We start from the raw sequence: 26,033 nt of genomic DNA, 5'->3' as shown, positions 1-26,033 counted from the left end.
AGAGGTCGTGGGTTCGAGCCCCATCCGGGTCGCCATCTTGCTGCTATAGCTCAGTCGGTAGAGCGCATCCTTGGTAAGGATGAGGTCAGCAGTTCAAATCTGCTTAGCAGCTCCATGGTAGAGCCCTTTCGGAATTTCCCGAAAGGGCTCATTTTTTGCCTTCGGGCAGGGCGCTTTTTGAGCCCCAAAGCCGGGCGGAAAAAATTATCAAAAAGTCGAAAATACTTGTTGACACGCGGCCCGTTTTTTGGTATAGTAATAAGGCACCCGGCGAACGGGGCAACTGAATAAAGGGGTATAGCTCAGCTGGTAGAGCAGCGGTCTCCAAAACCGCGTGCCGAGGGTTCGAATCCTTCTGCCCCTGCCAAAGGCCCGTGAATGCGAAAGCGTTCACGGGCTTTTTTGCGTCTTTTGACCAAAACGCGGAACGAGCAAGCTGCGCGACGGAAAAGCATCTTGCGCATGCCTGTAAAAATCAAGTAAAAAATACGAAGGAAACAAAGTTCGTTGTTTGTACAATTGATTTTGCCGCTGGATATGGTACACTTAAGCTACGCTGTTATGCCAGGGAGAAAGGAAAACATCCCGGCGGACTTCGTTGAAAACGGCGGGGCGTTCCCGCCCAAAGGAGAAAACGTATGTACGAATTGAGCATGTTGTTCCTGTATTTTATTATCTATGCCTTTTTAGGCTGGTGCGCTGAGGTTGCTGTCACCGCGGTGAAGCAGCGCCGGTTTGTGAACCGAGGCGTCATGAACGGCCCCATTGTACCGCTTTACGGCTTGATGGCCACTCTGGCCGGGGTCTTTCTGGAACCGGAAGAGAACAATCTTCTGGTGTTTGTGCTGGGGGCTGTGATCCTGTGTGCCGCCATCGAGGTGGTGGCCGGTGTGATCCTGGAGCGGCAGTTTGGACGGCGCTGGTGGGATTACTCCGACCGGCCCATGAACCTGAAAGGTTACATCTGCCTGGAAAGCTCCCTGGTCAAGGGCATCCTGGTGGCCCTGGCAGTGCGCTTCCTGACTCCGGTACTGCACTGGGGGCTGAGCTTCCTGCCTGCTATCGCACTGCAGATTCTGGCACTGGTGCTGGCAGTCGTGCTGGCAGTTGACGGCCTGGTGATGGTCTATGGTGTGCATGAAATGCGCCGCCGCTGGAAGATGAGCGGTCCCATCGCGGACTATCTGCAGCAGGCCAGCGAGACCATCGGCGACGGTCTGACCACCCGCACTCTGGGCTGGTATCATGGTTACCAGAAACGGCATCTGGCCAAGGCTTTCCCCAACCTGACCCGACTGTCCGGTGAGGAGGAACGCCCTGCCGCCAACGTCTTTGCGGCGGGCATCGGCTTCTACAAGCTGTTCTGGCTGTTTTTGATCGGCGCCTTTGTGGGCGATCTGATCGAGACAGTGTTCGTGTGGGGTACCTCCGGCGTGCTGATGAGCCGCAGCAGCCTGCTGTATGGTCCGTTCAGCGTGGTCTGGGGCCTGGGCGCGGCGATTCTCACTGTGGTGTTGCGGGGCCTGATGGACAAAAGCGACCGTTACATCTTCGTGGGCGGTGCACTCATGGGCGGCGTATACGAGTACATGTGCAGCGTGGTCACCGAAAAGCTGTTCGGCAAGGTTTTCTGGGACTACAGCAAGATTCCCTTCAACCTGAACGGCCGTATCAATTTGCTGTACTGTGTGTTCTGGGGCATTGCCGCAGTGGTCTGGGTCAAGGAAGTCTATCCCCGCATCTCGGCCCTGATCGAGAAGATTCCCATGAAGGTGGGCAAGGTGCTCACCTGGGTGCTGGTGGTACTGCTGGCAGTGGACGTGGCTCTCTCCTGCATGGCGCTGGGCCGTATGGACCAGCGGGAAAAGGGCATCCCTGCCACCAATGCGGTGCAGCAGTTCCTGGATGAGCAGTATCCGGATGAATATCTTACCCAGCGGTATCAGAATATGAAACTTGCGGGCTGAGTTGCCCGGAAACAAAAAACGCGCTCTGGTCAATGACCGGGGCGCGTTTTTGTTTGTGTTGAAAAGCTCACAGTTCGATCTGCTCAGGAAAGGCTTCCCGGCGCAGGATGCCCCACATCTTGTCGATGTAGGCCAGGGTGTAGAAGTTCTCATAATGGTGATAATAGAACGCGCCCCGGGGCGTCATGCGCCAGAGCTCATTTTCCTGTTTCACAAGTCCAAGCAGGCGGGCCAGCCGCAGCTCGGCGCCGTACATCCGGTCCAGCGGAACGCCGAAAAAGCGCTCGAAGGCTTTTGGGTCCACGCGGGTACTGTAGGCGGTCCAGAACAGATAGTAGACCATCCGTTGACGGAGAGTGAACCGAAGGGTGAGGGCGGTGGGCAGAAGGCCTGCATTCACCCAGCGGCAGTATTCCTGCACTGAGAAGGTGTTGATCTTGAACTGGTCCCGCAAAAGAGTGGTGGCTGAGCAGCCGAAGCCCAGAAAGTTATCCCGGGTCATGGAGGAATAGCTGGCCTGTTTGTCCTTGGCGAAGGTCCAGATAGAGGTGCGGGTATAGCCCCGATGAGTACCGTAGCGGGTGATGGCGTCCAGCAGGGCTCGCTTTTGCCGCTTGGGCATGGCGGGAACGGTGCTCTCGGTAAAGCTGAAATCAATGAAAGGATAAATGGCCACATGATTTGCCCCGTTCCGGAAGGCGGTGTCAATGTCCGCCCGCAGGTCACGGAAGGTCTGGCCGGGCAGCGCAAAAATGAAATCCATCGAGACAGTTTCAAAGGGCACCTGTGTTAGCGCACGCCGCAGAGCTTCCGCGCTCACACCCGGCCGCCCCAGAAGCTGCTGGAACTTTGGCTGGAAGGACTGGATGCCAATGCTGATCTTGGTCACGCCTGCGGCCTTCAGGGTGCGCAGCAGTGGCGGAGTCACGTCGGCAGGGTGAAGCTCCACCCCGATGCCCTGGGTGATGGTGAAATGCTGTTGCAGTGCAGCGATGATCTCGCCCAGCCGGTCAGCAGCCAGGGCGGGAGTACCACCGCCGAAATACAGGCTGGTCACCTCCTTTTTGCCGGGATGCTGACCGCCCACCAGATGAATTTCCTGAATCAGAGCGTCGATATACCGGTCGCAAAGGTCCTTGGAATAGGGCACCTTGCAGTAGGGACAGAAATTGCAGAGGCTGCGGCAGAAGGGGATGTGCACATAAAGGCCCAGCCCTTCACAATGGGAAAAACGCAGCCGCTGGTCGGCCTCGTTGTAAAACCGGAAGGGCTGCACCGAGCGGGTCAGCCACATTCGGGTCAGTGTGGGAAACAGAGACATGGTGCACCTCCCGTTAAATATATTTCAGGTAGGTCCAAAGCATATCCCAGATGATTCTGGGGTTGCCCTGGAACAGCAAGGTATATTCCGCCACGAAGAAATAACCGCACCGGCTGCACAGCCCCGGCTCGTGGATGCAGCGGCCACAGGTGGAAAGCACCCCGTTTTCCATCACCACACACTGGTGGCAGGGAGTGGGGAAGCGGTTGTGGATCAAATAGGGAAAAGCGCTTTTCAGGTTGAATACCGGCGCGCCCTCCTTCATCATGCGGGCGATGGTACGGCAGCAGCGGGCCTTGTCCCGCGTGCTCAGGGCAAGCTCTTGTGTATCCGGGTAAGGGGTATGGAAGTTGAACGAGACTGCCCGCACGTTTTTCAAATCCCGAGCAAGGCGGCAGACGTGAGCCACCGCACCTTTGTTGATCTGGTTGATGGCCATGTAAAAGCAGATGTTGTCCGCCGTGGCGGCGTTCACATTTTTCAAAATGGCGTCGTAGGTATCGCCCCGGATGGCGTTGTGCCGCGCCCGGTCACCGTCCAGGCTGAGCAGGATCAGGTCCGCCTCAGGCAGGTCCAGCGGGAAGGTACCGTTGGTGACCACGTTTACGATCAGAAAGCCCATCTGCTTTGCTTCCCACACCAGGTCCCGCAGGCTGTGGCCGTCGCTGTGCCACAAAAAGGTCTCACCGCCGCAGAAGAACAGGATGCGCACCCCCATGTCATAGAGCTTGAGCATCTCCCGGCGAATCTGCCGGTACGGATGGATGACGCCGGTGATGTTGTTCACCGAACAGTGCTTGCAGTGCAGGTTGCATTTGTCCGTGAGGATGATGGTGCCCAGGATGGGGTACTTTTTGTGCAGAAGGATGGTTTTCACGCCAAAGGCGGCGAATTGCAGGAAGGAGGAAAGCTTCATGGTCACACCTCCGCTTTTGAAAAGCATTGAAACAAGCTGTTTTTTTCAGTGTAGCACATCTTCCGGGCGGCCGCCATGCCTACAGGCAAAAACAAAGCGCGCTCGGCAGCAAGGCGAGCACGCTCTGTGGTGAAATAGAATTATGGGAGATCGTTCGGCGGGGTCAGGTCTGCGGGAACCGGGGCGTTCACCGTCAGGCTGGAAGGAGTGACACGGCAGTCGTAGGTCAGCAGTGTGACGCCCGCCTCCACCGCCCGGCGCAGTGCGTGGCCGAAGTCCGGATGGGTGGCCCAGTTGGGGGAGAACTGCTTCATCCCCTCCATCTGCAAAAGAATCATCACATAGCAGCGCCAGCCCTGACCGGCCAGGGCAGCCAGTTCCTCCACATGCTTGAGCCCGCGCAGGGTGGGCGCGTCCGGAAAGCGGGCAAAGCCGTTTTCCTCCAGGGTGCAGCCCTTCACCTCCATCAGAATTTTCTCCTCACCCCGGCGGACAAAAAAGTCGAAGCGGGAAGCGCCTACCTTATACTCGGCGCGCAGCTCGTCCAGTGGGCCGATGCCGCCCGCGGCCAGCCATTCCGCCACCGCCTGGTTGGGGGCGGCGGAATCCATATTCACCAGAAGGCCGTCCTTGTCCACGGCGATCAGGTCGTAGGGCGTTTTGCGGGCAGGATTGCTGCCGGGCTGCAGGTAAACGGTGCAGCCCGGGCGCAGCAGCTCGGCACAGCGGCCGGTGTTTTTTACATGAACGTTCAGCACCTGGCCCTCCAGCTCTACCCGGGCGATGAAGCGGTTGGGACGGCTGAGGAAATGGGCGGGAACAATGGCGGAATATTGCATAAAGCGGCCTCCTGAAATGTGGCGGGCGTTTTTCCTGACGAAATTTGACGCAATTGTGAAGTATTCTTCGCAGGGGCGCAACCACTGGATTTTAGCAGAATAATATGGTATAATCAGGCAAGAAACCAAGCAAAAAGCAAACGTGTCAGCTTTGGAGGAGAGAGGATCGTACAGCTGGCTTGGTTTGAGGTTTCAGGGCGATACCGCATCATTCCAGGTGGTGGAGCGCGCCGTAAAATTTTTTGTGATATGAACCAAAAAGCACAGCCAATCCTTGGTGGATTGGCGAGCATTTTTGGAAAATAGCACGGAAAATTTTGGCGTGATACGCCGCCTGAGGCTCGGGCCATGAATTGTGCGGTGTTGCCTTAGATAAGGAAGGAGCAGCGAACATCATGAAAAAGACGGTTCAGACGGTAATCAGTCCCGATAAATTCTACACCATTGCAAGTGCAAATGGCAAGGTTGTTGAAGTAGCGGATTTCAACACGGAAAATGGCGCGGCCATTCAGCTGTGGGATTACGCGGGTGAAGAGTGGCAGCAGTGGGCGTTCGTGCGCGCCGGGGAAGGGGTGTACCGTATCCGCAATCGCTTCACCGGCAAAATGCTCGACCTGATCGCCGGCGGCGTGGTGGACGGCACCTGGCTGCACCAGTGGGAAGGCACCAGCGGCTCCAGCCAGCTGTGGGTCGTGGAGAACACTGGCGACGGCCGTGTGAAGATCAAGTCCAACCTGTCCGGCAAGTGCCTGGACGTGGTGGGCATGAGCCAGGACAACGGCGCCCGCCTGCAGATCTGGCAGGACGTGAACGGCGACAACCAGCTGTGGGTCGTGGAGGAAGTCAAGCCCAAGAAGGCCAGCCGCAAGAAGGCTGAGCCTGAGGCCGAAGCTGCTCCCGCAGAGGAAGCCAAGCCCGCCAAGAAGACCACTGCCCGCAAGCCTGCGGCCAAGAAGACCACCGCAAAGAAAGCCGAGGAAGCGGAGGCTGTCAAGAAGCCCCGTGCTGCCCGCAAAAAGGCTGAGCCCGCCGCCGAGGAGACCAAGGCCCTGAAGGCTGCCGAGGAGCAGAAGGCTTTGAAGGCAGCGGAAGAGCAAAAGGCGCTGAAAGCCGCCGAGGAGCAGAAAGCCCTGAAGGCTGCTGAGGAGCTGAAGGCTCTGAAGGCTGCCGAGGAGCAGAAAGCCCTGAAGGCCGCTGAGGAACTGAAGGCTTTGAAGGCTGCCGAGGAAAAGAAGGCAGCGGAAGCTGCGAAGCCGGTCGAGGCTCCGAAGCCCGCTCCCAAGCCGAACCTGAAAAAGGCCGGCAAGCGCCGCGCTGCCAAGTAATCCGGGTACGGCAATCAAATAAATCGCAGGGCGGTCCGCCTGCCCTGGAGAGAGACGTTCCGGCGTTTGCGCCGCCAGCGTCCCGCCCCAGGCAGGCGGGCTGCTTTTTTGTGGCCACGGACCCAAAACGAGAAAATTCGCGCTGTCTGTGATTATGCCACAGTAACAGCATATCCGGTTTTGCTATACTGATACAAATTCAAACCATGGGAGGACCATTCGCTTATGGGTTTTAATCTGGAAACCAGTGTTTCGGTATTTACCGTATTCATACAGGGCTTGCTCAGCTTTTTCTCGCCCTGTGTTCTGCCGCTGGTGCCGCTCTATCTGGGCTATCTGGCGGGCGGCGCGGCCAGCGCCAGTCTGACCGACAAGCAGCGCCGCCGTATTGCGCTGCGCAACACCCTGTTTTTCATTCTGGGCGTGAGCTTCGCCTTTTTCATGCTGGGCCTGGGCTTCACGGCGCTGGGCAAGCTGCTCAGCGGCAACCGGGCGATGGTGGCCCGGCTGGGCGGTATTTTGATTATCCTGCTGGGCCTGTATCAGGTGGGCTTTTTGCAGGTGGACGCTCTGCAGAAGGAGCGCCGACTGCCCTTTGATCTGAACCGATTCAGCATGAACCCGCTCACCGCGCTGATTCTGGGCTTCACCTTTAGCTTTGCCTGGACCCCTTGCGTGGGCCCGGCCCTCACCAGTGTGTTGGTCATGGCCGGTTCCTCCGCCTCCCGGACCCAGGGCTTTTTGCTTATCGGCGTGTATACCTTGGGCTTCGTGCTGCCCTTTTTGCTGGTGGGCCTGTTTACCAGCCAGGTGCTTTCCTTCTTCCGCCGTCACACCTCCTGGCTTAAATACACCGCTAAGGCGGGCGGCGTGCTGCTGATCCTGATGGGCGTAATGATGTTCACCGGCTGGATGAACAGCTTCACCGGATATCTGTCCGGTGTGGGCACTTCCGGCGCTGCGGCGTCCTCGTCCCAGGCAGTAAGCAGCAGCCAGCCCGATTCGCAGCCGGATTCTCAGGCTGAAAGCCAGCCGCAGCCCAGCAGTGCCCCGGCTGAGTCGGATGCATCCAGCCAGCCGGAGAGTGCGTCCAGCAGCCCGGAAGAAGAGGAGTATCCGGTAATCGCCGCGCCGGACTTCACCCTGGTGGATCAGTACGGCAACGAGCACACCCTTTCCGACTATAAGGGCAAGACCGTGTTCCTGAATTTCTGGGCTACCTGGTGCGGCCCCTGCAAGAAGGAAATGCCGGACATCCAGCAGCTGTATCTGGACCACGGCGAAAATACCGGCGACGTGATCATCCTGGGTGTGGCCGCGCCCAAGAGCGATGACAACCCCTTCAATCAGGAGACCCTGGACGCCGACGGCATCGCAGACTTCCTGGAGGAGGGTGGCTACACCTATCCGGTGCTGATGGACACCACCGGCGATGTGCTGATGAACTACGGCATCTCGGCCTTCCCCACCACCTTCATGATCGACAGCGACGGCAACCTGTTTGGCTATCTGCAGGGCACCATGACCCGTGAGATCATGGACAGCATCATTGACCAGACCGTGAGCGGAATCCGAGCGAACTGATTCCGACATCGGTTTATCAAAAAAGAGAGAGGCGTTTTCCCATAAAACAGGGGAAACGCCTCTTTTTTTGAAAAAATACTTGACAATTGCAGATAAATTCATATAATTGATTTTGTCAGTGAAAATCAAACAGGATGGAGACGGAACATGGAACAGACACTTGCGTTCTATATCAATCTTCTGCGGGGGGACTTCACCCAGTTTTGTGCCCAGCGGCTCAAGGAGCTGGGCCTTTCTCAGGGGCTGCTCTACTTTTTGCTGTATGTGGGGCGGCATCCGGGCTGCTCGGCAGGAGAGCTGGCCTCGGTGATCGGGGCGGACAGTGGCCACACCACCCGCTCGGTGGAAAAGCTGGTGCAGCAGGGCTTCATGACCCGCACCCGTTCCCAGCAGGATAAGCGGGCGGTGGTGCTGGAGCTGACCGAGCAGGGCCGGGAGGCCTTTGTCCAGGCGGGCCGGTGGTTCCATCAGTGGGAGGCCCAGCGCACCCAGGGCATGAGCCCGGAAGAGGTGGCCCAGCTGAAGGGACTGCTGCAAAAAGCGATGGCCGGTATCCCCATGCCCAAATCGCCCATGGAATCGGCTCCCGGGCCGGTGCGAAAAGCCATCCGCAAGGAAACTTGCCAGGAATAAATCATCCATCACAGCCGTCCGGGCGGCGGTTCTCTGCAAGCGTGCAGGAAAGGAAATCAATCATGCGTTACTCCATTGTATATTCCAGCAACACCGGAAACACCCGCCAGCTGGCTGAGGCAATTGAACAGCAGCTTCCCGCCGGGGACCTGCTCTATTGCGGCGCGCCGGATGCGGCGGCGCTGCAGGCGGATGTGCTGTTTGTGGGCTTCTGGACCGATAAAGGCAGCTGCGATGCCAAGGTGGCCGAGATGTTGAAGCAGACAGAAGGCAAAACCGTGTATCTGTTCGGCACTGCCGGATTCGGTCAGAGCCAGCAGTACTTCGATCAGATCCTGGCCCGTGTGCGGGAAAACCTGCCCGCCGGTGCGGTGTATGGCGGCGGCTATATGTGCCAGGGCCGGATGCCTCAGGCGGTACGCCGCCGCTACGAGGCCATGCAGGCCAAGGAGCCGGAAAACGCCCGCTACAAAATGTTGATTGAGAACTTCGATGCGGCGCTGGCCCACCCGGATACCAACGACCTGGAAGCCGCTGCTGCCTGGGTCAAAGGCTGCCTGGCGTAAAATGTTTTAAAGAAACAAGAAAAAGCACTGGGAACGGGCAAAGAATGCCGTTCCCAGTGCTTTTTTGTTTTTGAAGAAAGATCAGTCCACGGTCAGGTTGGGCCGGTCCTGATCGCCGTCTGCCTTGAACAGCACGAACTGCTCCGGGTTGCTGGTGAAGTAGTAGTATTCGGTATTCTCGAAGAGGGGCGGGGTCAGGTAGTTGGGCAGGATGTTCTCGCTGCCCTCGTCCCGCTCGCAGAAGCCCGCCGCCGCGAATACCTCGGCGGGAATGCCCGCGCAGTAGCACTCGGCATATTCCGCGCCAGCGGCATGGAGCAGGCCGTCGATGGCTTTGCCCAGCCGGGGGAGCGTTTCATCCCGGCCAATGAAATCCACGATGCGCAGTACCTTGCCGCAGCCGCTGTCCACCACCCGGGCCACAAGATAGGCCAACGTTACGCCGTTCTCCCGGGCGCAGTACATGTCATATATAAGATGGGGGAAGGCGAAATACCGCCGAATCAGGTACCATAGGTCCTTTTTGGGGGTGTGGGGCGTTTCGGGCAGGCCCAGCTCGGCCAGCTGCTCGGGGCTGTTCACCCGCTCCAGCGTCAGGTCGCCGCTTACCGGCAGCACGGTGAGGTCGGTCACCCGGGCCAGAGTGTATTTTTCCTGGCCGGAAAGCCGGTAAAAGTGGGGCACCCGGTCCGCGTGCCAGCCCAGGAACCGATAAAAGGCCATGGTTTTGGGGCGGATGTTGTTGCAGGCTACCACCGAAGCGCCGGTAAGCCGGGGCAGGGCGTTCATCAGGTCCAGCCCCACGCCGTTGTGGCCCTTTTTCGCCACCCACACCGAGACCCAGATGTCCGGTGCGGGAGATTCGTTTGCCCGGATGTATCCGGCCACCGCCAGCAGCTCACCATTTTCTTCGGCCAGCGCGTATTGCAGTGCATCGCCGCTGCGGTAGTAGAAGTTAAAATATTCCGGCAGGTTCACCAGCGGCAGCTTCCAGTCAAAGTTTTCGTTGATGAAGCCGATCACCCGTTCGGCCTCCTCCGGCCGGGCCAGGCGCAGGGTCAGAGAATCGCTCATAAGGCGCTGCCTCCGGTGATGGGCAGGGTCACGCCGGTGATGAAGCCGGCCTCGTCACTGAGCAGGAAGGCCATGGCGGGCACCACGTCGCTGGGACGGGCGTTGCGGCCCATGGGGTTAGCTTCGGCGCTGGCCTGCACGATCAGATCGCTGGTCTCGGCCAGGAACTTGGTCTCCATCATGCTGGGGGCCACGCAGTTCACGGTTACACCGAAGCTGGCGTAGTCCGCAGCCAGGCTCTTGGCCAGACCGGCCAGGGCGCTTTTGGCCATCACGTAAGCGGCGGTGTTCTTGGGAGGCAGACCCAGCAGGTAACTGGTGAGCATGAACAGCACCCGGCCCTTTTTGGCCTTGGCCATGTCGGGAACAAAGGCCTTGCACAGGGCAACGGCGCTGCGCACCTGCACCGACAGGTCCAGCTCAAAGCGCTCCTCGTCGAACTTCTTGAATTTGGTGTTTACCACCCGCAGGGCGGGCAGGTGCACGAAATGGGTGGGAGCGGGGCAGTTCTTCTGCACGTCCTCGATGAAGGCGCACAGCGCCGCCTCGTTGGTCAGGTCTACATCGTAGGTGCGGATGGCCCCGGGGTGCGCCTGGCACAGGGAGGCCAGGCCCTTCAGATCGCCCGCGCCCTGGGCGATGAAGATGTCGCCCTCCTGATACAGCCGCTCGATCAGCGCGCAGCCCACATCGCTGGAAGCGCCGGTAATCAGATATACATTGCCCATAAAGTCCTCCTTATTTTGCCACGCCCGCCTTGATGACGCCGCGGGTCACTTTTTTGCCGTCCTGATTGGTGATGGTCGCCTTGATGGTGATCTCGCCGAATACCTCGTTCACCTCGTCCACCTTGCCGGTGATGGTCAGAGTATCGCCGAGGAAGATGGGCTTGGCGAATTTGGATTCCACGCTGTGCAACAGGCAGTGTTCGCCGGGCAGGTAGACGCCCGCAAGGGTGGAAAAGAAGCTGGCGCCCAGCATGCCGTAGACCACACGGCCGGGGAAGCCGCGCCCGGCGGCGTATTCCTCGCTCATGTGGATGGGGCTGTTGTCGCCGGTGATGGCGTAAAAGGCATCCATCATTTCAGCGGTCACGGTCACGGTGAAGCTTTCGGTCATGCCGGGGGTGATGTCCGCCAGAGTGTAGCTGTTCATGGAAATATGTCCTCCTTTTAAAAAGGGCTCAAACAGAAAAGGGGCCGGGCCCGCAGCCCAGCCCCTTTTTTCGGTCGTTTACGCGGTCAGACGCTCGATCAGATCCAGCAGGTCGCCCACGTTCTCCAGGCCGCGCACGTCGTCCAGCTTGAACTTCAAGCCGAACTTCTTCTCCATGGCGGTCAGCAGGTTGATCTGCTCCAGGCTGTCCCAATCCTCGATGTCGTCGGCGCAGGTCTCGCGGGTGATCACCAGCTCCTCGTCGTCAAAGTTGTCGCGGAAGATCTGCTGTACAGCGTCAAAAATGCTCTGCTTATCCATTTGAAAAACTCCTTTTTAAACGATCTCGATCTCCATTACACCGCACTGAGGCTGGTAGCCCGCAAAGCCGGTGAATTCGAAGGTCAGGTTGCCCTGGTCATCCTGGGCGGTTTGTTCAAAACCGATTGTAGCATAAAAATCGCGAACGAGCAAATTTTTTGCGGTGGGGTAGTAGTGGCCCACGATCTTTTCCACTCCGGCAGCGGCGGCGCGGCGCACCAGCTCGTCGAACATGGCGTGCTCCAGGCGGCGCTTGAAGGTGCGGCAGCTCATGATCCACAGGTCCATATCCAGCACGTTGTCCTGGATGTGGCCGATCATGGCGGTGACCAGGCCGTTGTCGCCGAACTTGTCCACCAGGCGGCCGTAGAGGGTGATGTAAGCCGGATCGGCCATGATGCCCTCCACCTCGGCGGCGGTGTAGCGGCGGGTGGTCAGGTTGAACTGGTTGGTCTTGTTGATCAGCTGGGTGATGCGCTCGGCGTGGGGCTCGTCAAAGGCGCCGATCTCGCAGTGCATCTCCAGGCTCTTCAGATAGTCGTTGTAATCGCCGAAGCTCTGCTCCAGCTGGGCCCGCTCCAGATTCTGCTTGTACATGCTGGCACGCTTTTTGTCGTCCGCCGAGAGGGTGGTCACCTCAAAGTAGCCGCTGCGGTCGATGGCCGCGATGTACTCTTCCGGCGCGCCCAGCTCGGGCACGGTCACGCCCGGCAGCTCCTGGCGCACGATCTCCCGCTCGGCGGGGTTGTCGTCCACGAACACGAAGCTCTCCGGCAGGATGTTGATCTCCTGGGCCATGGCCGCGATGTTCCGGCTCTTAGGCTCCCAGTTGGCCTTGAAGCAGAGGAAGTCGTCCCGCTTGAGCACGGTATCTGCCCGCTCGAAGCCGGTCAGGGCGATCTTCTCCTCATTCTTGCTGCATACATTCAAAAGGATGCCCAGTTTGGACAGCTCCTTTAAGTAGCTCTGGAACTCCGCGTAGGCCATACCGGCGGGGGTCTCGTTGCCCATCACGATGCCCTCGGGGCCGTCGTCGCCGATGATGCCGCCCCACAGGGTGTTGTCCAGATCCAGCGCCAGGGCTTTCTTGTTCTTGCCCAGCAGGCTCTTGATGATGTTGGCCACGCTCTGACACAGATAGGGGATGCAGTCGATGCTCACCGCATACTTGTAGGCGTACCATGCGGTCTGGCTGCTGAAGGCATCCATGCCATGCACCGCCTGCAGGTAGGCCAGGTCGTTCAGATAAAGGTTGGGAGTGGCCTCCGCCAGGGCGGCCAGCTTCTCGTTCAGCTGGCGCACAAAGCGCACCCGGCCGTGGCAGTCCACGCCCTCCCGGTTGCCCATTACACGGTAGACCGGCAGATCGAAGTTGTTGGCAATGACCGGGCAGCCGAAGGAAAGCGCGGCCCGGATGGCCTGCTCGAAGCGGCTGTATTCCGCGTTCAGCTTCTCCTCCACCCGGGAGGGCTCGTCGGCGGCGTCCGGCCAGAGCTTGATGTTGCGCACGCTGGTGTGGATGTAGATTACATCCGGCGCAAAGGCCTTCAGCGAACCGTCGTCAAAGACCAGGTTTTCATAGAACAGTGCGTAAGCGCCCTCATGGAAGGTGGGCTTGATGCCGTTTTCCAGCAAAAACAGCTCCAGGATATTTTTGATCTCGCCAATGGTGCTGCCGCTCATGATGGCGACTTTCTTTTCGATCAGACCCTGCTTTTCCAGCAGCTGGCGTTTAAGGCTGCGCTTCTTTTGCAGCAGATAGGCCGGGTCCAGGGGATAATCAAAACAGTTCACGGCAAAATTCCTCCTCGCAGAAGTCATGACCCGCCGGAAGGCGGCGGCCAAAGCCGCGGGCGCAAGCAGGGCCCGTCACATGCAGTTTAGGCAATACCGCACAATTCCAGGTGGTGGAGCGCGCCGGAAAATTTTTTGTGATATGAACCAAAAAGCACAGCCAATCCTTGGTGGATTGGCGAGCATTTTTGGAAAATAGCACGGAAAATTTTGGCGTGATACGCCGCCTGAACCGTTCAATGTGAATTGTGCGGTGTTGCCTTTAATTATACTATAAACCCCGGCGGCGCGCAACGCGTCATAAGCCAAAATCCTCCAAAAGCCGCTGCAGCTGCTCCTGGCTTTCCAGCGGGATGCCCGCCTGCAGGCTCAGCACATCGCTCTCGGGCAGAAGATGAGTGTAAACATCATACACTTCCACGGGCTGGTCCTCCTCGCCGGATTCCCCGGGGGCGAACAGGGCCAGCTTGCCGTGCCAGTCGCGCAGAGTATAGCTAGCGTCGGGCGATTTGTTTTCAAACGGACGCAGGGCAAACACAGCCACACTCACGGCAAGGCCCAGCACACAGAGCAGGGCGAGAAGATAGATCCATACTTTCGGCATAGCGATTCACCTCTTTGGAAACAGTATGGCCCGGGCAGGTGCGTTTCAAACGGCAGGATGTGAAATTCCGTTTTTGCTGTACTTGCGGCAGGCATTTGTGCTATAATATCAAAATAGGCAGAGCAGCGCCTGAATGTGAAAGGCTTTTTGAAAAGCCTGCGGGCCTGCCCGGCTTTGCCGGCAAAGCAGCTTCGGCGGCATTCCGGCAGGGCTGCCCGGGGCGAAACGCGCCCTGCGGCGACGCCCCATTCTCACAACGAATTATTTCCGCAAAGGAGGCGGTCCCCATCGAAAACAACGAACACCGCAATATCCGGCGCCCGCAAAACAGCCAGAGCGGCCAGAGTGCGCCCCGCCGGGTAAACCGCACGCCCAGCACGGGCACGCAGCGCACGGTCAACCGCAGCGCGGCGGCCGGCGCTCAGCGCAGCACCGGCGCTCCGCGAACCGGTGGCCAGGGTTCTTCCGGCGCGCCCCATTCCGGCGGGCATACCCCGAAACGGAAGAAAAAGAGCGGCGTGCGCCGCTTTTTCGGCGGCCTGTTTCGTTTCATCGCTGTCTGCTTCTGTCTGGGCGTGATGGTGGCCAGCGTGGTGGCTGTTGCGCTGAGCCTGTATCTGGTGGAAGCCACTGCAGATGACAACCTGGACCTGACCGAGGTCAAGCTGGCTCAGACCACCTGGATCATGGCCAAGGACCACAACACCGGCGAGTGGGTGGAATACGAGGACTTCTACCGCACCAACAACCGTGAGTGGGCCGAGCTGAGCGAGATCGATTCCAGCCCCTATCTGAAGTGGGCGTTTATCTGCACCGAGGATAAGGACTTCTACGAGCATCACGGCGTGAGCTTCAAGCGCACCATCGCCGCGGCCATCAACGAGTATACCCCCATCAAGCTGTTCGGCGGCCGCCAGGGTGCGTCCACCCTGGAGCAGCAGCTGATCAAGAACCTCACCGGCGACGATGAGCAGGACGCCATGCGTAAGATCCGCGAGATCTTCCGCGCCTGGGGCCTGGATAACCGCTATAATAAGGACACCATCCTGGAGACTTACCTGAATACCATCAGCCTGACCGGCAACACCGCCGGCGTAAAGGCCGGGGCCATTCAGTACTTCGGCAAGGATGATCTGAGCCAGCTGACCGCTGCCGAGTGCGCCAGCATCGCGGCCATCACCAAGAGCCCCAATACCTACAACCCCTACAAAAACCCGGAAGAGCATCTGCAGCGCCGCAACCTGATGCTGTGGAACATGTACGACCAGGGCCACCTGACCGAGGAAGAGTACAATGAGGCGGCGAATTCGCCCCTGACCCTGGCCGAGACCGATACAGACAACTCGAGCAGCACCGGCGTTCGCTCCTACTTCAGCGACGCGGTCTACACCGAGCTGAAGCAGCAGCTGGTGAACGAGCTGGGCTGGACCGAGGCCGAGGCGGAGAACGAGATCTTCAACGGCGGCCTGCGCATCTATGCCACGGTAGATCCCTATCTGCAGGAAGAGATGGAGAAGGCTCTGCTCAACGAAGACGAGAGCATTCCCTGGATGGAACGGGAAGAGGAGTTCGAGCTGGGCAGCAAGACCGAGGAGGACCTGACCAAGGAAGAGGGCGTCGTTTACAATGAGGACGGCAGCCTGAAAACCAAGACCGATAAGGACGGCAAGGTCTACTACTATAAGAAGGTCCACAGCCAGGTGGCCATGGTGACCATGGACTACAACGGCGAGATCAAGGCGCTGGTGGGCGGCCTGGGCGAAAAGACCACCGACCTGAGCCTGAACCGGGCCAATGTGGCACGGCAGACCGGTTCTACCATGAAGCCCATCGCAGCCTATTCCCTGAGCATCGACATGGGCTGGATCAACTACTCCACCAACTTTGTGGATATGGGTGTGGGTAAGGTTCTGCTGGACAGCCAGAAAAACAACTACCCCCAGTACCGGGACAAGATGTTTGAGAACGACGCGCCCGAGGTTCTGGCGAATCCCGGCATCTGGCGCGACTGGCCCCAGAACTATGAGACCAGTACCGGCCACGGCGAGCGCACCGTAAACGTGAACTACGCCATCGCTCACTCTTTGAATACCGTTGCGGTGCAGGTGGGCCAGCTGGTGGGCGTGGAGTCCATGTACAACTTCGCCAAGGATACCGTGGGCATGGCCCATCTGAACGAGAACGATATGGATCTGGCGCCCATTGTGCTGGGCAGCCAGAACGGCGGCGCCACTCCCATCGAGCTGGCGGGCGCCTACCTGATGTTCGGCAACGGCGGCGAATATGTGACCCCGCACCTGTACACCCGTGTGGAATACGCCACCACCGGTGAGGTGCTGATCGATAACGAGATCAACGTGGTGCACACCCAGGCCATCAAGGAGAGCACCGCCATGATCATGAACCGCCTGCTGCAGGGGGTTCTGAATAGCGGTACCGCCAGCGGTATGAAGCCCAGCGGTGAGATGGAAGCCGCCGCCAAGACCGGTACCACCACCGACAACAAGGATTATACCTTTGTGGGCCTGACCCCCTATTACGTGACCAGCATGTGGTGGGGTTACGACAAGCCCTACGACATGAGCAAGGCGGGCGCCAGAAACGCCAAGGCCATCCAGAAGGTATGGAAATCCTACATGGAGACCGTGCAGGAAGGTCTGGAGGTCAAGCAGTTCCCGGTGAGCGAGGACGTGAAGACAGCCGCCTTCTGTGTGGACAGCGGCGAGCTGGCCGGAGCCAATTGCCCCAACCGGCAGACCGGCTACTACACCGAAGACAACATGCCCGGCATCTGCCCGATGCATCCGTAAAAAACTGATTTGAAAAAGCCTGCTGTACGCCGTGAACGCACAGCAGGCTTTTTTGTGCATTCTGTGCATACAAAACCGAGCGTGGGTGAGAAATGTGCGGGTTTTCACAAAATTAAAACAGCATCTTGCGTTTTGACCTGCTAAAGTGGTACACTATACACATGCGTAAAAACAAATGTGTTCAAGGGGTGTACAAAACAGCATGAAACGGCATTTTCTGATGGTGGACGCAGCGGTCCTGCCCGAGGTTTTTCTGAAAGTTCTCAAGGCGAAGGAGCTGCTCGCCAGCGGCGAAGCCCGCAACATCTCGGCGGCCACCCGGGCGGTGGATCTTTCCCGCAGCGCGTTCTATAAATATAAGGATTGCATCTTTGATGCCCGCAGCACCCAACAGATCATCACGGTGCTGGCCACCCTGCTGGACGAGAACGGTGCACTGCAGGCGCTTTTGGGCGGCATTTCTGCCGCAGGCGGCAGCGTGGTCACCATCAACCAGGCCACGCCGGAAAACGGCGCGGCCAAGGTGGAGGTCACTGTGCGCACCGATACCCTGCGGGTGAGCATCGAGGAGATGCTGGCCCAGCTGGCGCAGCAGCGCGCTGTGGTCGAGGTGCATCAGGGCGTGTAACGCCGCCAAAACGGCCGGGGGCCGTTTTTCCATTTTTCATCACAAGTGCCCGGCGGCTTTGCGCCGGGCGGGGAGGATTTATGATCAACATTGCGATCCTGGGCTTTGGCACCGTGGGCAGCGGCGTGTATGACGTGCTGCAGAAAAACGCCGGACTCATTGCCCGGCGGGCGGGCCAGGAGATCCGGGTCAAGCGGGTGCTGGTGCTGGAAGTTACCGAAAACCCTGAGCTGTTCACCAGCAGCATCGACGATATTCTGAACGATCCTGAGATCACCATGGCGGCAGAAGCCATCGGAGGCGTGAAAGCTGCATATCCTTATGTGAAGGCGCTGCTGGCCAGCGGCCGCAGTGTGGTGACCAGCAACAAGGAGCTGGTGGCCACCCATGGCGCCGAGCTGCTGGCACTGGCGAAGGAAAAGGGCGTGGCCTTCCTGTTTGAGGCCAGCGTGGGCGGCGGTATGCCGCTGATCACCCCCATGTGTCAGAGCCTGCTGGCAAACCAGGTGGCGGAGGTCTACGGCATCGTGAACGGCACCACCAACTACATGCTCACCCGCATGAGCCGGGAGAACATGGACTTTGCCGCCGCACTCAAAGAAGCTCAGCAGCTGGGCTACGCCGAGACCAAAGACCCCTCGGATGACGTGGATGGTCCGGACGCCTGCCGCAAGATCGCGATTCTGGCCAGCCTTGCCTTTGGCAAGCAGGTCCATACCCAGAACATTCCCACCCGTGGTATCCGGGGACTGGAGCCCTTTGATCTGCGCGCCGCTGCCCGGCTGGGCTGCGCGGTGAAGCTGATCGCCTGGGCGCGGCAGACCGAATCGGGTCCGGCGGTGGGTGTGGAGCCCATGCTGGTGCCGCTGGAGGATCAGCTGGCCGGTGTGGAGGAGGTATTCAATGGCGTTCTGGTACGGGGCGATATGGTGGGCGACGTGTTCTTCTACGGCCGCGGCGCGGGCAAGCTGCCCACCGCCAGCGCCATCGTTGCCGATCTGGCTCTGGCAGCCCAGCAGGGTGCAGCGGTACATGACAGCATCTTCTGGGAGCCTTCTCCCGCGCTGCCCGCGCCGCTCACCAGCGGCGAGCCCGCCACATATTATGTGCGGGTGAAGGGACTTGCCGCTTCCATGCTGCCCGGTCTGTATGGTCCCGGCGAGCTGGTGGCGGATGACGGCGGCCAGGCAGCCTATCTGGTCGAAAACATCACCCCGAAAAAGCTCTATGAAGCGGCCCGCCAGGTGAAAGCCCTGGGCGGCAGTGTGCAGATGGAGCTGCGCCGTCTGGAACAGTAAGGAGGTACAGGCAATATGGCAGTCAAGATTCTGGTCCCCGCCACCAGCGCCAATGTGGGCGCCGGGTTCGACGCGCTGGGCCTTGCGCTCTCGCTCCACAACACCGTGACCATGGAAGAGTGGGATAAGCTGGACATCATGGCCAGCGACGGCTCGCTGGTGCCCACCGGTACCTCCAACCTGATCTACCGTTCCGCCAAGGCGGTGTATGAGCAGCTGGGCAAGCCCATCAAGGGTCTGCGCATCCGGCAGGAAAATCCCATCCCCATGGCCCGTGGCCTGGGCTCCAGCTCCGCCTGCATCGTGGCGGGCATCCTGGGGGCAAATGCATTGCTGGGCAGCCCGCTCACCAAGCGGCAGATGCTCACCCTGGCCACCTCCATCGAGGGCCATCCGGACAACGTGGCTCCCGCCATGCTGGGCGGCTTTGTGAGCAGCGTGTTCGACGAGGGCCAGGTTTTTACCGCCCGCAAGGAGATCAATGAGGAGCTGGCCTTTGCCGCCTTCATCCCCAACTTCAAGCTGCTCACCGAAAAGGCCCGCGCGGCACTGCCCAAAACCGTGGACCGGCGGGACGCGGTGTACAATCTGTCCCGCGCGGCGCTGGCCACCGCTGCCTTCTGCGACGGTGACTACGAGCTGCTGCGGGTTGCCACCAAGGACGCGCTGCATCAGCAGTACCGTTTGCCTCTGATTCCCGGCGGCGAGCGGGTGTTCGAGATCGCCTGGGACCTGGGCGCTTACGCGGTGTACATTTCCGGTGCCGGCCCCACCATCATGGCGGTGGTCCACCGGGACAACTGTGAGTTCTTTGAAAAAGCCGAGGAAGCCCTGCTGGAGCAGCCGGAAACCATGGCCTTTTCTTTGCGCAGAATGCTTGCAGACAATACTGGCGCTGTGGTAGAATAGTAAAGCGACGCGCCGGTCCCGGCAGAGCCTTTGCCGGGAAACCGAGCTTTGCGGATTACATGTGCAGGCGGGCCGCTCCATGGCGGGCGGCACGCATTTGGTATAGAGGAGTTGAGAGAAACAATGGCGTTGATCGTGCAGAAATTCGGGGGTACCTCGGTGGCAAACCGGGACCGGATCTTCAACGTAGCCCGGATTGTGGCAAACACCCGCAACGCGGGCAACGAGGTAGTGGTAGTGGTTTCCGCCCAGGGCGACACCACCGACGACCTGATCCAGAAAGCCGCCGAGATCACCAGCAATCCCTCCCAGCGGGAGATGGATATGCTGCTGGCCACCGGTGAGCAGATCTCCATTTCGCTTTTGGCCATGGCCCTGAGCGAATTGGGTGTGCCTGCCATCAGTCTGACCGGCTGGCAGGCGGGCTTCCACACCGACCGGGCCTACACCAAGGCCCGCATCCGCCGGCTGGACAGCGAGCGAGTGGAAAGTGAGCTGGCCCGTAACCGTGTGGTGGTCGTGGCAGGCTTCCAGGGGTTGAACCGCATGGAAGACATCACCACCCTGGGCCGCGGCGGCAGCGATACCAGCGCGGTGGCGCTGGCCGCCGCCCTGCATGCGGACCGCTGCCAGATCTTCACCGATGTGGAGGGCGTTTATACTGCCGATCCCCGTTTCATCCCCCGCGCGAAACGCCTGGATGAGATCACCTTTGACGAGATGCTGGAGCTTGCGGGCGCCGGCGCGCAGGTGTTGAACAACCGCAGCGTAGAGCTTGCAAAAAAATACGGCGTGGAGCTGGAAGTGCTCTCCAGCCTGAATCCTGTGCCCGGCACAGTTGTTAAGGAGGTTACTAGCGATATGGAAGGTATGCTGATCAAGGGCGTGGCCAAGGACACCGACGTGGCCGTTCTCACCATCCTGAATGTGCCGGACGTGCCCGGCACCTCGTTCAAGGTGTTCGGTGTGCTGGCACAGAAGAACATCAATGTGGACATCATTCTGCAGGGCACCGGCCGTGAGGGCGATAAGGATCTGACCTTCACCGTACCCCTGAGCGATGCTGAGACCGCGCTGCGGGTGCTGAAGGAGAACCAGCACCGCTTCGGCGGCAAGGACATCACCGTGGACACCGGCTGCGCCAAGGTCAGTGTGGTGGGCGGCGGTATGAAGAGCAACCCCGGCGTTGCCAGCCGCATGTTCGAGGCTCTGTTTGAGGCCAATGTGAACATCCGCATGATCTCCACCAGCGAGATCAAGATCAGCGTCATCATCGACAAGGCGGACGCCGACCGCGCTGTGGCGGCCATCCACGACGCCTTCATCCACTAAGTTTTATGCAGCGCCCCTTTGCAGAGCCGAATGCCTGCGAAGGGGCGTTTTTTTGAGCCGTAAGACAATTCGTTCACAGTTTCTTTGCAGCTTTGCACGTTTACAGTATCGGCAAAAACGTGTATAATATGAAACTATAAAACAGGTTTCTGCAAACCGCGATTGAAACGGAAGCCCGGGCGCGCTGGCGCCCTCGTTTATAACCTCACAGTTAAGGAGTGTTGCATCAAATGCCAAGTTATCCGCCCCGTGAAATGAGCGAAGCCGAACGTCGCCGCCGGGCCGCCGCCCGCGCCCGGCGCAAGAAAGAGATCCGCCGCAACCGGATCATTTTTGCGATCCTCTGCCTGGCGCTTCTGGCGCTGATCGTGTTTGGAATGGTCAAGCTGGTTGGCCTGTTCACCAAGGACAAGGATTCCTCCAGCGGTTCCACCAGCAGCTCCACCAGCATTTCGGTCAGCGGCGATTCGACTTCGGAGCCTGCCAGCGGCTCGGAATCCGGCTCGACCAGCAGCCCGGAATCCGGCTCCGCCAGCACCTCCGAACCGGCTTCCGCCACCGGCACCGCCGCCACCACTGGTGGCGGCGGTGCTGACTGGCTGCTCACACTGGTGAATAACAATGTGAAGCTTCCGGATGGCTGGGAGGATACCCTGGAAACAAAGGTGGCCGATTCCTCCACCGGTAAGGAGCTGGCCACCGTGGCGGCCGACGCCTTCATCAACATGAAAAACGCCGCTGCCGCGGAGGGCGTCGACCTGATGCTCTGCTCCGGTTACCGCAGTGTGGAGTACCAGCAGAGCCTGTTCGATGCGGAAAAGCAGAAATGGCTGGATAAGGGCAACTCGGAAGAGGAAGCCTATAACCAGGCCAAGACCGTGGTGGCCGTTCCCGGTTATTCCGAGCACAACTCCGGCCTGGCCGCCGATATTGTGACCCCGAAGCATCAGAATCTGGACGAAGCTTTCGGCAAAACAGACGCCGCAAAGTGGCTGTTCGAGCACGCGCCGGAATATGGCTTTATCCTCCGGTATCCGGAGAACAAACAGGCCATTACCGGCATTATTTATGAGCCCTGGCACTACCGTTATGTGGGGGTGGAAAACGCGAAAGCCATCACCGCCAGCGGCCTGTGCCTGGAAGAATATCTGGACGAGAATCTGCAAAAGGCCTGACGAGTGCGGGCCGCAGTTTTGTCCCTCGAGATTAAGGAGTACCGATGTTACAACGCGAATGCCTTGCGCCTGGGGTGCATCTGAACTGCATCCCGGCGGATAAATTCAACCGCTGCCGGATCTCGCTGCATTTCCGGTTCCCCGCCAGCCGGGAAAAGGCCACCGATCAGGCCCTGCTCCCCCTGGTGATGGACCGGGGCTATGCCGCCTGCCCGGACATGACCCAGCTCTCCCGCAAGCTGGCCCGCCTGTATGGCGCGGCCCTTTCGGTGGAGACCAGCATGCAGGGCGCCAGCCGGGTGCTCAGCGTGTCCATCACCGGCATCAAGGACCAGTTTGCCCTGAACGGCGAAGCTCTGACCGCAGAATACGCGGCCATCGCCTTCGGCGTGGCCTTTGAGCCCTATTTTGAGAACGGACTTTTCAGCCGCGAGGCGGTGGAAATCGAAAAGACCACCCTGACCCGTCAGCTGGAAAGCGAGATCAACGACAAGCGCCTGTACTGCGTGCGGCAGGCCCGCCGCAAATTCTTCGGCGATTCTCCCGCGGGCATCGAGCGGGACGGCTATCTGGCCGACCTGCCCGCCGTCACCTGCGAGAGCCTGACTGCCGCTTATCACGAAATGTTGCGCACCGCTCAGCTGGACGTGATCTGCCTGGGGGCGGACGAGGGCGTGGTGCGCCGTATGACCCTGGAAAAGCTGGCGAATATCCAGCGTGAGCCTGCCCAGCTGGAGAACTATCTGTATATGCCTGCCCAGCCGACGGAGCATTTCCGCGAGGAGATGGACCTGGTGCAGGCCAAGCTGTGCATGATGTTCACCTGGAACCAGTGCGCAAAGCCCGAGCAGCTGAACGCTTTCCGGCTGGCTATGAGCGTGTTCGGCGGTTCCGCCACCAGCCGTTTGTTTTTGAACGTGCGGGAAAAGCAGAGCCTTTGCTACTACTGCGCCAGCCGCTTCGCTTCTCCCACCGCTTTCATGATGGTGGACAGCGGGGTGGAGCCTGCCAACGCCGAAAAGGCCGAGCAGGCCATCTTGAAGGAGTTGAACGATTTGGTGAACGGCCCCATCACCGAGGAGGAGCTGGAAAACAGCCGCCGGGGTCTTTTGTCCGGCCTGACCAGCGTGGGCGACAGCCTGGCCGGTCTGGAAAACTGGTACTACAACGAGATCCTGCGGGGCGGCGCGATCAATACCCCCGAGCAGGCGGCCGATCAGCTGAAGCAGGTGACCGCCGAGGATGTGCGCCAGATCCTGGCCGGGTTCCGGTACTCGGTCGGCTATCTTGTGACCAAAAAGGAGGAGCCCAGCCATGCAGAATGAACCCATGCAGACGGTGCGCGCCGCCGTGGCCTGTGAGGCCCTGACGCTGGAAAACGGCCTGACCGTTCTGGTGAGGCCCATGCCCGGCTACAGCGGCGTCCACGCCATCTACGGCACCCGCTTCGGCTCCATCGACCTGGAATTTGAGGTGGACGGCCGCCGGGTGAGCCTGCCCGCGGGTGTGGCCCATTTCCTGGAGCATAAAATGTTTGAGAGCGAGGACGGCGACGCCTTTGCCAAGTTTGCCAGGACCGGTGCGGCGGCCAACGCCTACACCAGCTTTGACAAAACCTGCTATCTGTTCACCGCCACCCATCAGGTGGACGAGAGTCTGGATATCCTGCTGAGCATGGTGAACGAGCCCTACTTCACCAAGGAGACCATCCAGAAGGAGCAGGGGATCATCGGCCAGGAGATCAAGATGTACGACGACAGCCCGGACTGGCGGATCATGACCGGCCTGTTCGGCTGCCTGTATCATAATCATCCCATCCGCAACGACATCGCCGGTACCGTGGAGAGCATCGCTCAGATCACCCCGGAGATGCTGTACGACTGCTGCAAGGGCTTCTACAACCCGGGCAATATGGTGCTGGCGGTGGCGGGCAACATCACCACTGACCAGGTGCTGGCGGCTTGCAAGCGGGCCAAGCTGCCCGCAAAGCCCGCTCAGGTCAAGCGCATCCAGCCCCAGGAGCCGGAAACCGTCGCGAAGGAGCGGCTGGAGTTCTCCATGCAGCTGGCCAAGCCCTGCCTGGGTGTTGGCTTCAAGGAAGCACCGGTGGAGGGCGCCAAGGCCGAGATCATCTGCGACATGCTCACCGAACTGGTGTGCGGCGGCATGACCGATTTTTACCGCAGCCTGTACGACCAGGGCCTGGTGAACCCGGGCTTTGGCGGCGAGTTCCTTGTGCTGGATGGCTGCTGCTGCTTTTTGTTCACCGGCGAGACCGACCAGCCGGAAAAGGTGCGCGGCCTGCTGCTGGACGAGATCGAGCGGCTGCGCAAGGAGGGCGTGGATGAGGAATTGTTCACCCTGTGCAAGAATCAGTCCTACGGCGAGATGCTGCAGGATCTGGAAAACATTGAGGACAGCGCCACCGCGCTGGCGGGCAGCTTCTTCCGCAAGCGCAGCCTGACCGAGGAGATCGAGGCGCTGGCCAGCGTGACCCGCCAGGAGGTGGACGAGGCGCTGCAGACCATGCTGCGCCCGGAACGGTCTTCCACCGTGATCATCTGGCCCAAGCAGGAGGAGAACGCATGACGAATCTGGTGCAATTCCCCGGTCTGGGGCTGGAATTCAACATCAACCGGGTGGCCTTCACCATCGGCGGCCTGGATGTTTACTGGTACGGCGTGCTCATTGCCACCGGTTTTCTGCTGGCGCTGGTGTTTGCCTTCCGCTACGCGGTGGATTTCGGCATCGACGCCGACCGCCTGGTGGACGTGGTGCTGGTGGGCAGCGTGTGCGCGGTGATCTGCGCCCGGGCCTACTATGTGATCTTCTCGCCGGTGCCCTATGAGAGCTTTGCCGACATGATCGACATCCGCCAGGGCGGCCTTGCCATCTACGGCGGCGTGATCGGCGCAGCGGTATTCGGCGGCCTTGCCTGCAAATGGCGCAAGCTGCCCATCCTGCCCACCTTTGATCTGGTGGCCATGGGCTTTTTGATCGGTCAGTCCATCGGCCGCTGGGGCAACTTCGTGAACCAGGAGGCCTTTGGCAGCAACACCACTCTGCCCTGGGGCATGTACAGTCAGGCCACGGCCAACTATCTGAGCAGCTGGCAGACGGTTCTGGCCCAGGACGGCGTGATCGTGGACCCCAGCATGCCGGTGCATCCCACCTTCTTGTACGAGAGCATCTGGTGTGCGGTGGGCTTCTTCGCCCTGCGGGCCTACATGAAAAAGCGCCGCTTTAACGGCGAGATCGCCCTGATGTACGCCGCCTGGTACGGTGCGGGCCGCTTCTGGATCGAAGGCCTGCGTACCGACAGCCTGATGCTGCCCGGCATGACCCTGCGAGTCAGCCAGCTGATCGCCTTGATCAGCGTGTTGGCGGCGGTGATCGCCATTGTGCTGATTCGCCGCAAGATCGGCAAAAAGGAGCTTCTGGTGGACATTCCGGTCAGCACTGCTTCGGAAAAGAAGTTCCAGAAGGCAAAGTCCGCCTGGGCGGATAAGCTGGAGGCTCTGGGCCAGAATGTGAGCCTGGAGGAGCTGCGGCAGCAGCTGCCCGCCAGCGCTTCCCACAAAGAGTTCGTGGCGGCGCAGAAGCAGCAGGAATTCGACTGGGAGGCTTTGATCCGCCAGAAGCTGGAACAGGCGGAGATGGATGCCGGTCTGCAGGAGAGCGTGCGGCAGGAAAATGTCCGCTTTGCTCAGCTGCCGGTGGACCCGGAGGAACGGGCTGCTACCAACAGCTCGCTCACGCAGGGGCTGGATGAAAAATAAAGT

The 26,033-nt window shown here is 59.8% G+C and carries 23 protein-coding genes and 2 tRNA genes; 16 read left to right on the top strand and 9 right to left on the bottom strand.

What is annotated here, in order from left to right:
• Positions 1-39 precede the first annotated feature (39 nt).
• From B5G03_RS07710 to B5G03_RS07700, 3 genes are all read left to right on the top strand, one after another.
• Positions 40-115 (top strand) — tRNA-Thr (locus B5G03_RS07710).
• Positions 116-291: 176 nt separating this feature from the next.
• Positions 292-367: transfer RNA gene (locus B5G03_RS07705), tRNA-Trp, on the top strand.
• A gap of 271 nt (positions 368-638) precedes the next feature.
• Complete coding sequence (locus B5G03_RS07700; RefSeq protein WP_087181144.1) at positions 639-1,967, top strand: putative ABC transporter permease; 1,329 nt, start codon at positions 639-641, stop codon at positions 1,965-1,967.
• A gap of 67 nt (positions 1,968-2,034) precedes the next feature.
• On the opposite strand, the gene B5G03_RS07695 is transcribed toward B5G03_RS07700, so the two are convergent.
• The 3 genes from B5G03_RS07695 to sfsA all read right to left on the bottom strand — a co-directional run bounded on the left by B5G03_RS07695 (position 2,035) and on the right by sfsA (position 5,043).
• Positions 2,035-3,288, bottom strand: a complete 1,254-nt coding sequence (locus B5G03_RS07695; protein WP_087181143.1) for a coproporphyrinogen-III oxidase family protein — start codon at positions 3,286-3,288, stop codon at positions 2,035-2,037.
• Positions 3,289-3,301: 13 nt separating this feature from the next.
• Positions 3,302-4,204: a radical SAM protein gene (locus B5G03_RS07690; protein WP_087181157.1), complete on the bottom strand. Its 903-nt coding sequence runs from the start codon at positions 4,202-4,204 to the stop codon at positions 3,302-3,304.
• A gap of 140 nt (positions 4,205-4,344) precedes the next feature.
• Positions 4,345-5,043 (bottom strand): DNA/RNA nuclease SfsA, encoded by a 699-nt coding sequence (sfsA, locus tag B5G03_RS07685; protein WP_087181142.1) that lies wholly within the window; start codon positions 5,041-5,043, stop codon positions 4,345-4,347.
• Between the two features lie 395 nt (positions 5,044-5,438).
• Here sfsA and B5G03_RS07680 point away from each other — a divergent pair, with 395 nt between their 5' ends.
• The 4 genes from B5G03_RS07680 to bilS all read left to right on the top strand — a co-directional run bounded on the left by B5G03_RS07680 (position 5,439) and on the right by bilS (position 9,151).
• Positions 5,439-6,368, top strand: a complete 930-nt coding sequence (locus B5G03_RS07680; RefSeq protein ID WP_087181141.1) for an RICIN domain-containing protein — start codon at positions 5,439-5,441, stop codon at positions 6,366-6,368.
• Positions 6,369-6,593: 225 nt separating this feature from the next.
• Positions 6,594-7,952: a redoxin family protein gene (locus tag B5G03_RS07675; protein WP_087181140.1), complete on the top strand. Its 1,359-nt coding sequence runs from the start codon at positions 6,594-6,596 to the stop codon at positions 7,950-7,952.
• 147 nt (positions 7,953-8,099) lie between these two features.
• On the top strand, positions 8,100-8,585 hold the full coding sequence (gene bilQ / locus B5G03_RS07670) for a bilirubin utilization transcriptional regulator BilQ (protein WP_087181139.1): 486 nt from the start codon (positions 8,100-8,102) through the stop codon (positions 8,583-8,585).
• Between the two features lie 62 nt (positions 8,586-8,647).
• On the top strand, positions 8,648-9,151 hold the full coding sequence (gene bilS / locus B5G03_RS07665) for a flavodoxin family protein BilS (RefSeq protein WP_087181138.1): 504 nt from the start codon (positions 8,648-8,650) through the stop codon (positions 9,149-9,151).
• An 81-nt stretch (positions 9,152-9,232) separates the two neighbouring features.
• Here the strand turns inward: bilS and B5G03_RS07660 are convergent, their stop codons facing one another.
• From B5G03_RS07660 to B5G03_RS07635, 6 genes are all read right to left on the bottom strand, one after another.
• Positions 9,233-10,225 carry a hypothetical protein gene (locus B5G03_RS07660; RefSeq protein ID WP_087181137.1) on the bottom strand — a complete coding sequence of 331 codons (993 nt, stop codon included), beginning with the start codon at positions 10,223-10,225 and terminating at the stop codon, positions 9,233-9,235.
• Positions 10,222-10,953, bottom strand: a complete 732-nt coding sequence (locus B5G03_RS07655; protein ID WP_087181136.1) for an SDR family NAD(P)-dependent oxidoreductase — start codon at positions 10,951-10,953, stop codon at positions 10,222-10,224. The genes B5G03_RS07660 and B5G03_RS07655 overlap by 4 nt, the downstream gene beginning before the upstream one ends.
• 10 nt (positions 10,954-10,963) lie before the next feature.
• A complete protein-coding gene (locus tag B5G03_RS07650) occupies positions 10,964-11,380 on the bottom strand; it encodes a MaoC family dehydratase (RefSeq protein WP_087181135.1) in 417 nt (138 codons plus the stop codon).
• Between the two features lie 78 nt (positions 11,381-11,458).
• On the bottom strand, positions 11,459-11,701 hold the full coding sequence (locus tag B5G03_RS07645) for an acyl carrier protein (protein ID WP_058966615.1): 243 nt from the start codon (positions 11,699-11,701) through the stop codon (positions 11,459-11,461).
• Between the two features lie 15 nt (positions 11,702-11,716).
• Entirely contained in the window at positions 11,717-13,495 is a 1,779-nt protein-coding gene (locus B5G03_RS07640) for an HAD-IIIC family phosphatase (protein ID WP_087181134.1), read from the bottom strand.
• 298 nt (positions 13,496-13,793) lie between these two features.
• Positions 13,794-14,099, bottom strand: a complete 306-nt coding sequence (locus B5G03_RS07635) for a BofC C-terminal domain-containing protein (RefSeq protein ID WP_087181133.1) — start codon at positions 14,097-14,099, stop codon at positions 13,794-13,796.
• A gap of 518 nt (positions 14,100-14,617) precedes the next feature.
• Here B5G03_RS07635 and B5G03_RS07630 point away from each other — a divergent pair.
• The 9 genes from B5G03_RS07630 to lgt all read left to right on the top strand — a co-directional run bounded on the left by B5G03_RS07630 (position 14,618) and on the right by lgt (position 26,030).
• Entirely contained in the window at positions 14,618-16,909 is a 2,292-nt protein-coding gene (locus B5G03_RS07630) for a transglycosylase domain-containing protein (RefSeq protein ID WP_140401653.1), read from the top strand.
• Positions 16,910-17,111: 202 nt separating this feature from the next.
• A complete protein-coding gene (locus B5G03_RS07625) occupies positions 17,112-17,537 on the top strand; it encodes an ACT domain-containing protein (RefSeq protein WP_087181131.1) in 426 nt (141 codons plus the stop codon).
• A gap of 80 nt (positions 17,538-17,617) precedes the next feature.
• On the top strand, positions 17,618-18,835 hold the full coding sequence (locus B5G03_RS07620) for a homoserine dehydrogenase (protein WP_087181130.1): 1,218 nt from the start codon (positions 17,618-17,620) through the stop codon (positions 18,833-18,835).
• Between the two features lie 15 nt (positions 18,836-18,850).
• Positions 18,851-19,744: a homoserine kinase gene (gene thrB, locus B5G03_RS07615; protein WP_087181129.1), complete on the top strand. Its 894-nt coding sequence runs from the start codon at positions 18,851-18,853 to the stop codon at positions 19,742-19,744.
• 123 nt (positions 19,745-19,867) lie between these two features.
• Positions 19,868-21,076 carry an aspartate kinase gene (locus B5G03_RS07610; RefSeq protein ID WP_087181128.1) on the top strand — a complete coding sequence of 403 codons (1,209 nt, stop codon included), beginning with the start codon at positions 19,868-19,870 and terminating at the stop codon, positions 21,074-21,076.
• Positions 21,077-21,306: 230 nt separating this feature from the next.
• Positions 21,307-22,251 carry a M15 family metallopeptidase gene (locus tag B5G03_RS07605; RefSeq protein WP_087181127.1) on the top strand — a complete coding sequence of 315 codons (945 nt, stop codon included), beginning with the start codon at positions 21,307-21,309 and terminating at the stop codon, positions 22,249-22,251.
• Between the two features lie 44 nt (positions 22,252-22,295).
• A complete protein-coding gene (gene yfmF, locus B5G03_RS07600) occupies positions 22,296-23,576 on the top strand; it encodes an EF-P 5-aminopentanol modification-associated protein YfmF (RefSeq protein WP_087181126.1) in 1,281 nt (426 codons plus the stop codon).
• Positions 23,566-24,840: an EF-P 5-aminopentanol modification-associated protein YfmH gene (gene yfmH / locus B5G03_RS07595; RefSeq protein WP_087181125.1), complete on the top strand. Its 1,275-nt coding sequence runs from the start codon at positions 23,566-23,568 to the stop codon at positions 24,838-24,840. Before yfmF ends, yfmH begins: the two co-directional genes overlap by 11 nt.
• On the top strand, positions 24,837-26,030 hold the full coding sequence (lgt, locus tag B5G03_RS07590) for a prolipoprotein diacylglyceryl transferase (RefSeq protein ID WP_087181124.1): 1,194 nt from the start codon (positions 24,837-24,839) through the stop codon (positions 26,028-26,030). Before yfmH ends, lgt begins: the two co-directional genes overlap by 4 nt.
• The last annotated feature ends 3 nt before the right edge of the window (positions 26,031-26,033 follow it).

Source organism: Gemmiger sp. An50 (assembly GCF_002161595.1).
In the GTDB taxonomy this organism is placed as follows: Bacteria; Bacillota; Clostridia; order Oscillospirales; family Ruminococcaceae; genus Allofournierella.
This window is presented reverse-complemented; position numbering and strand designations above follow the sequence as displayed.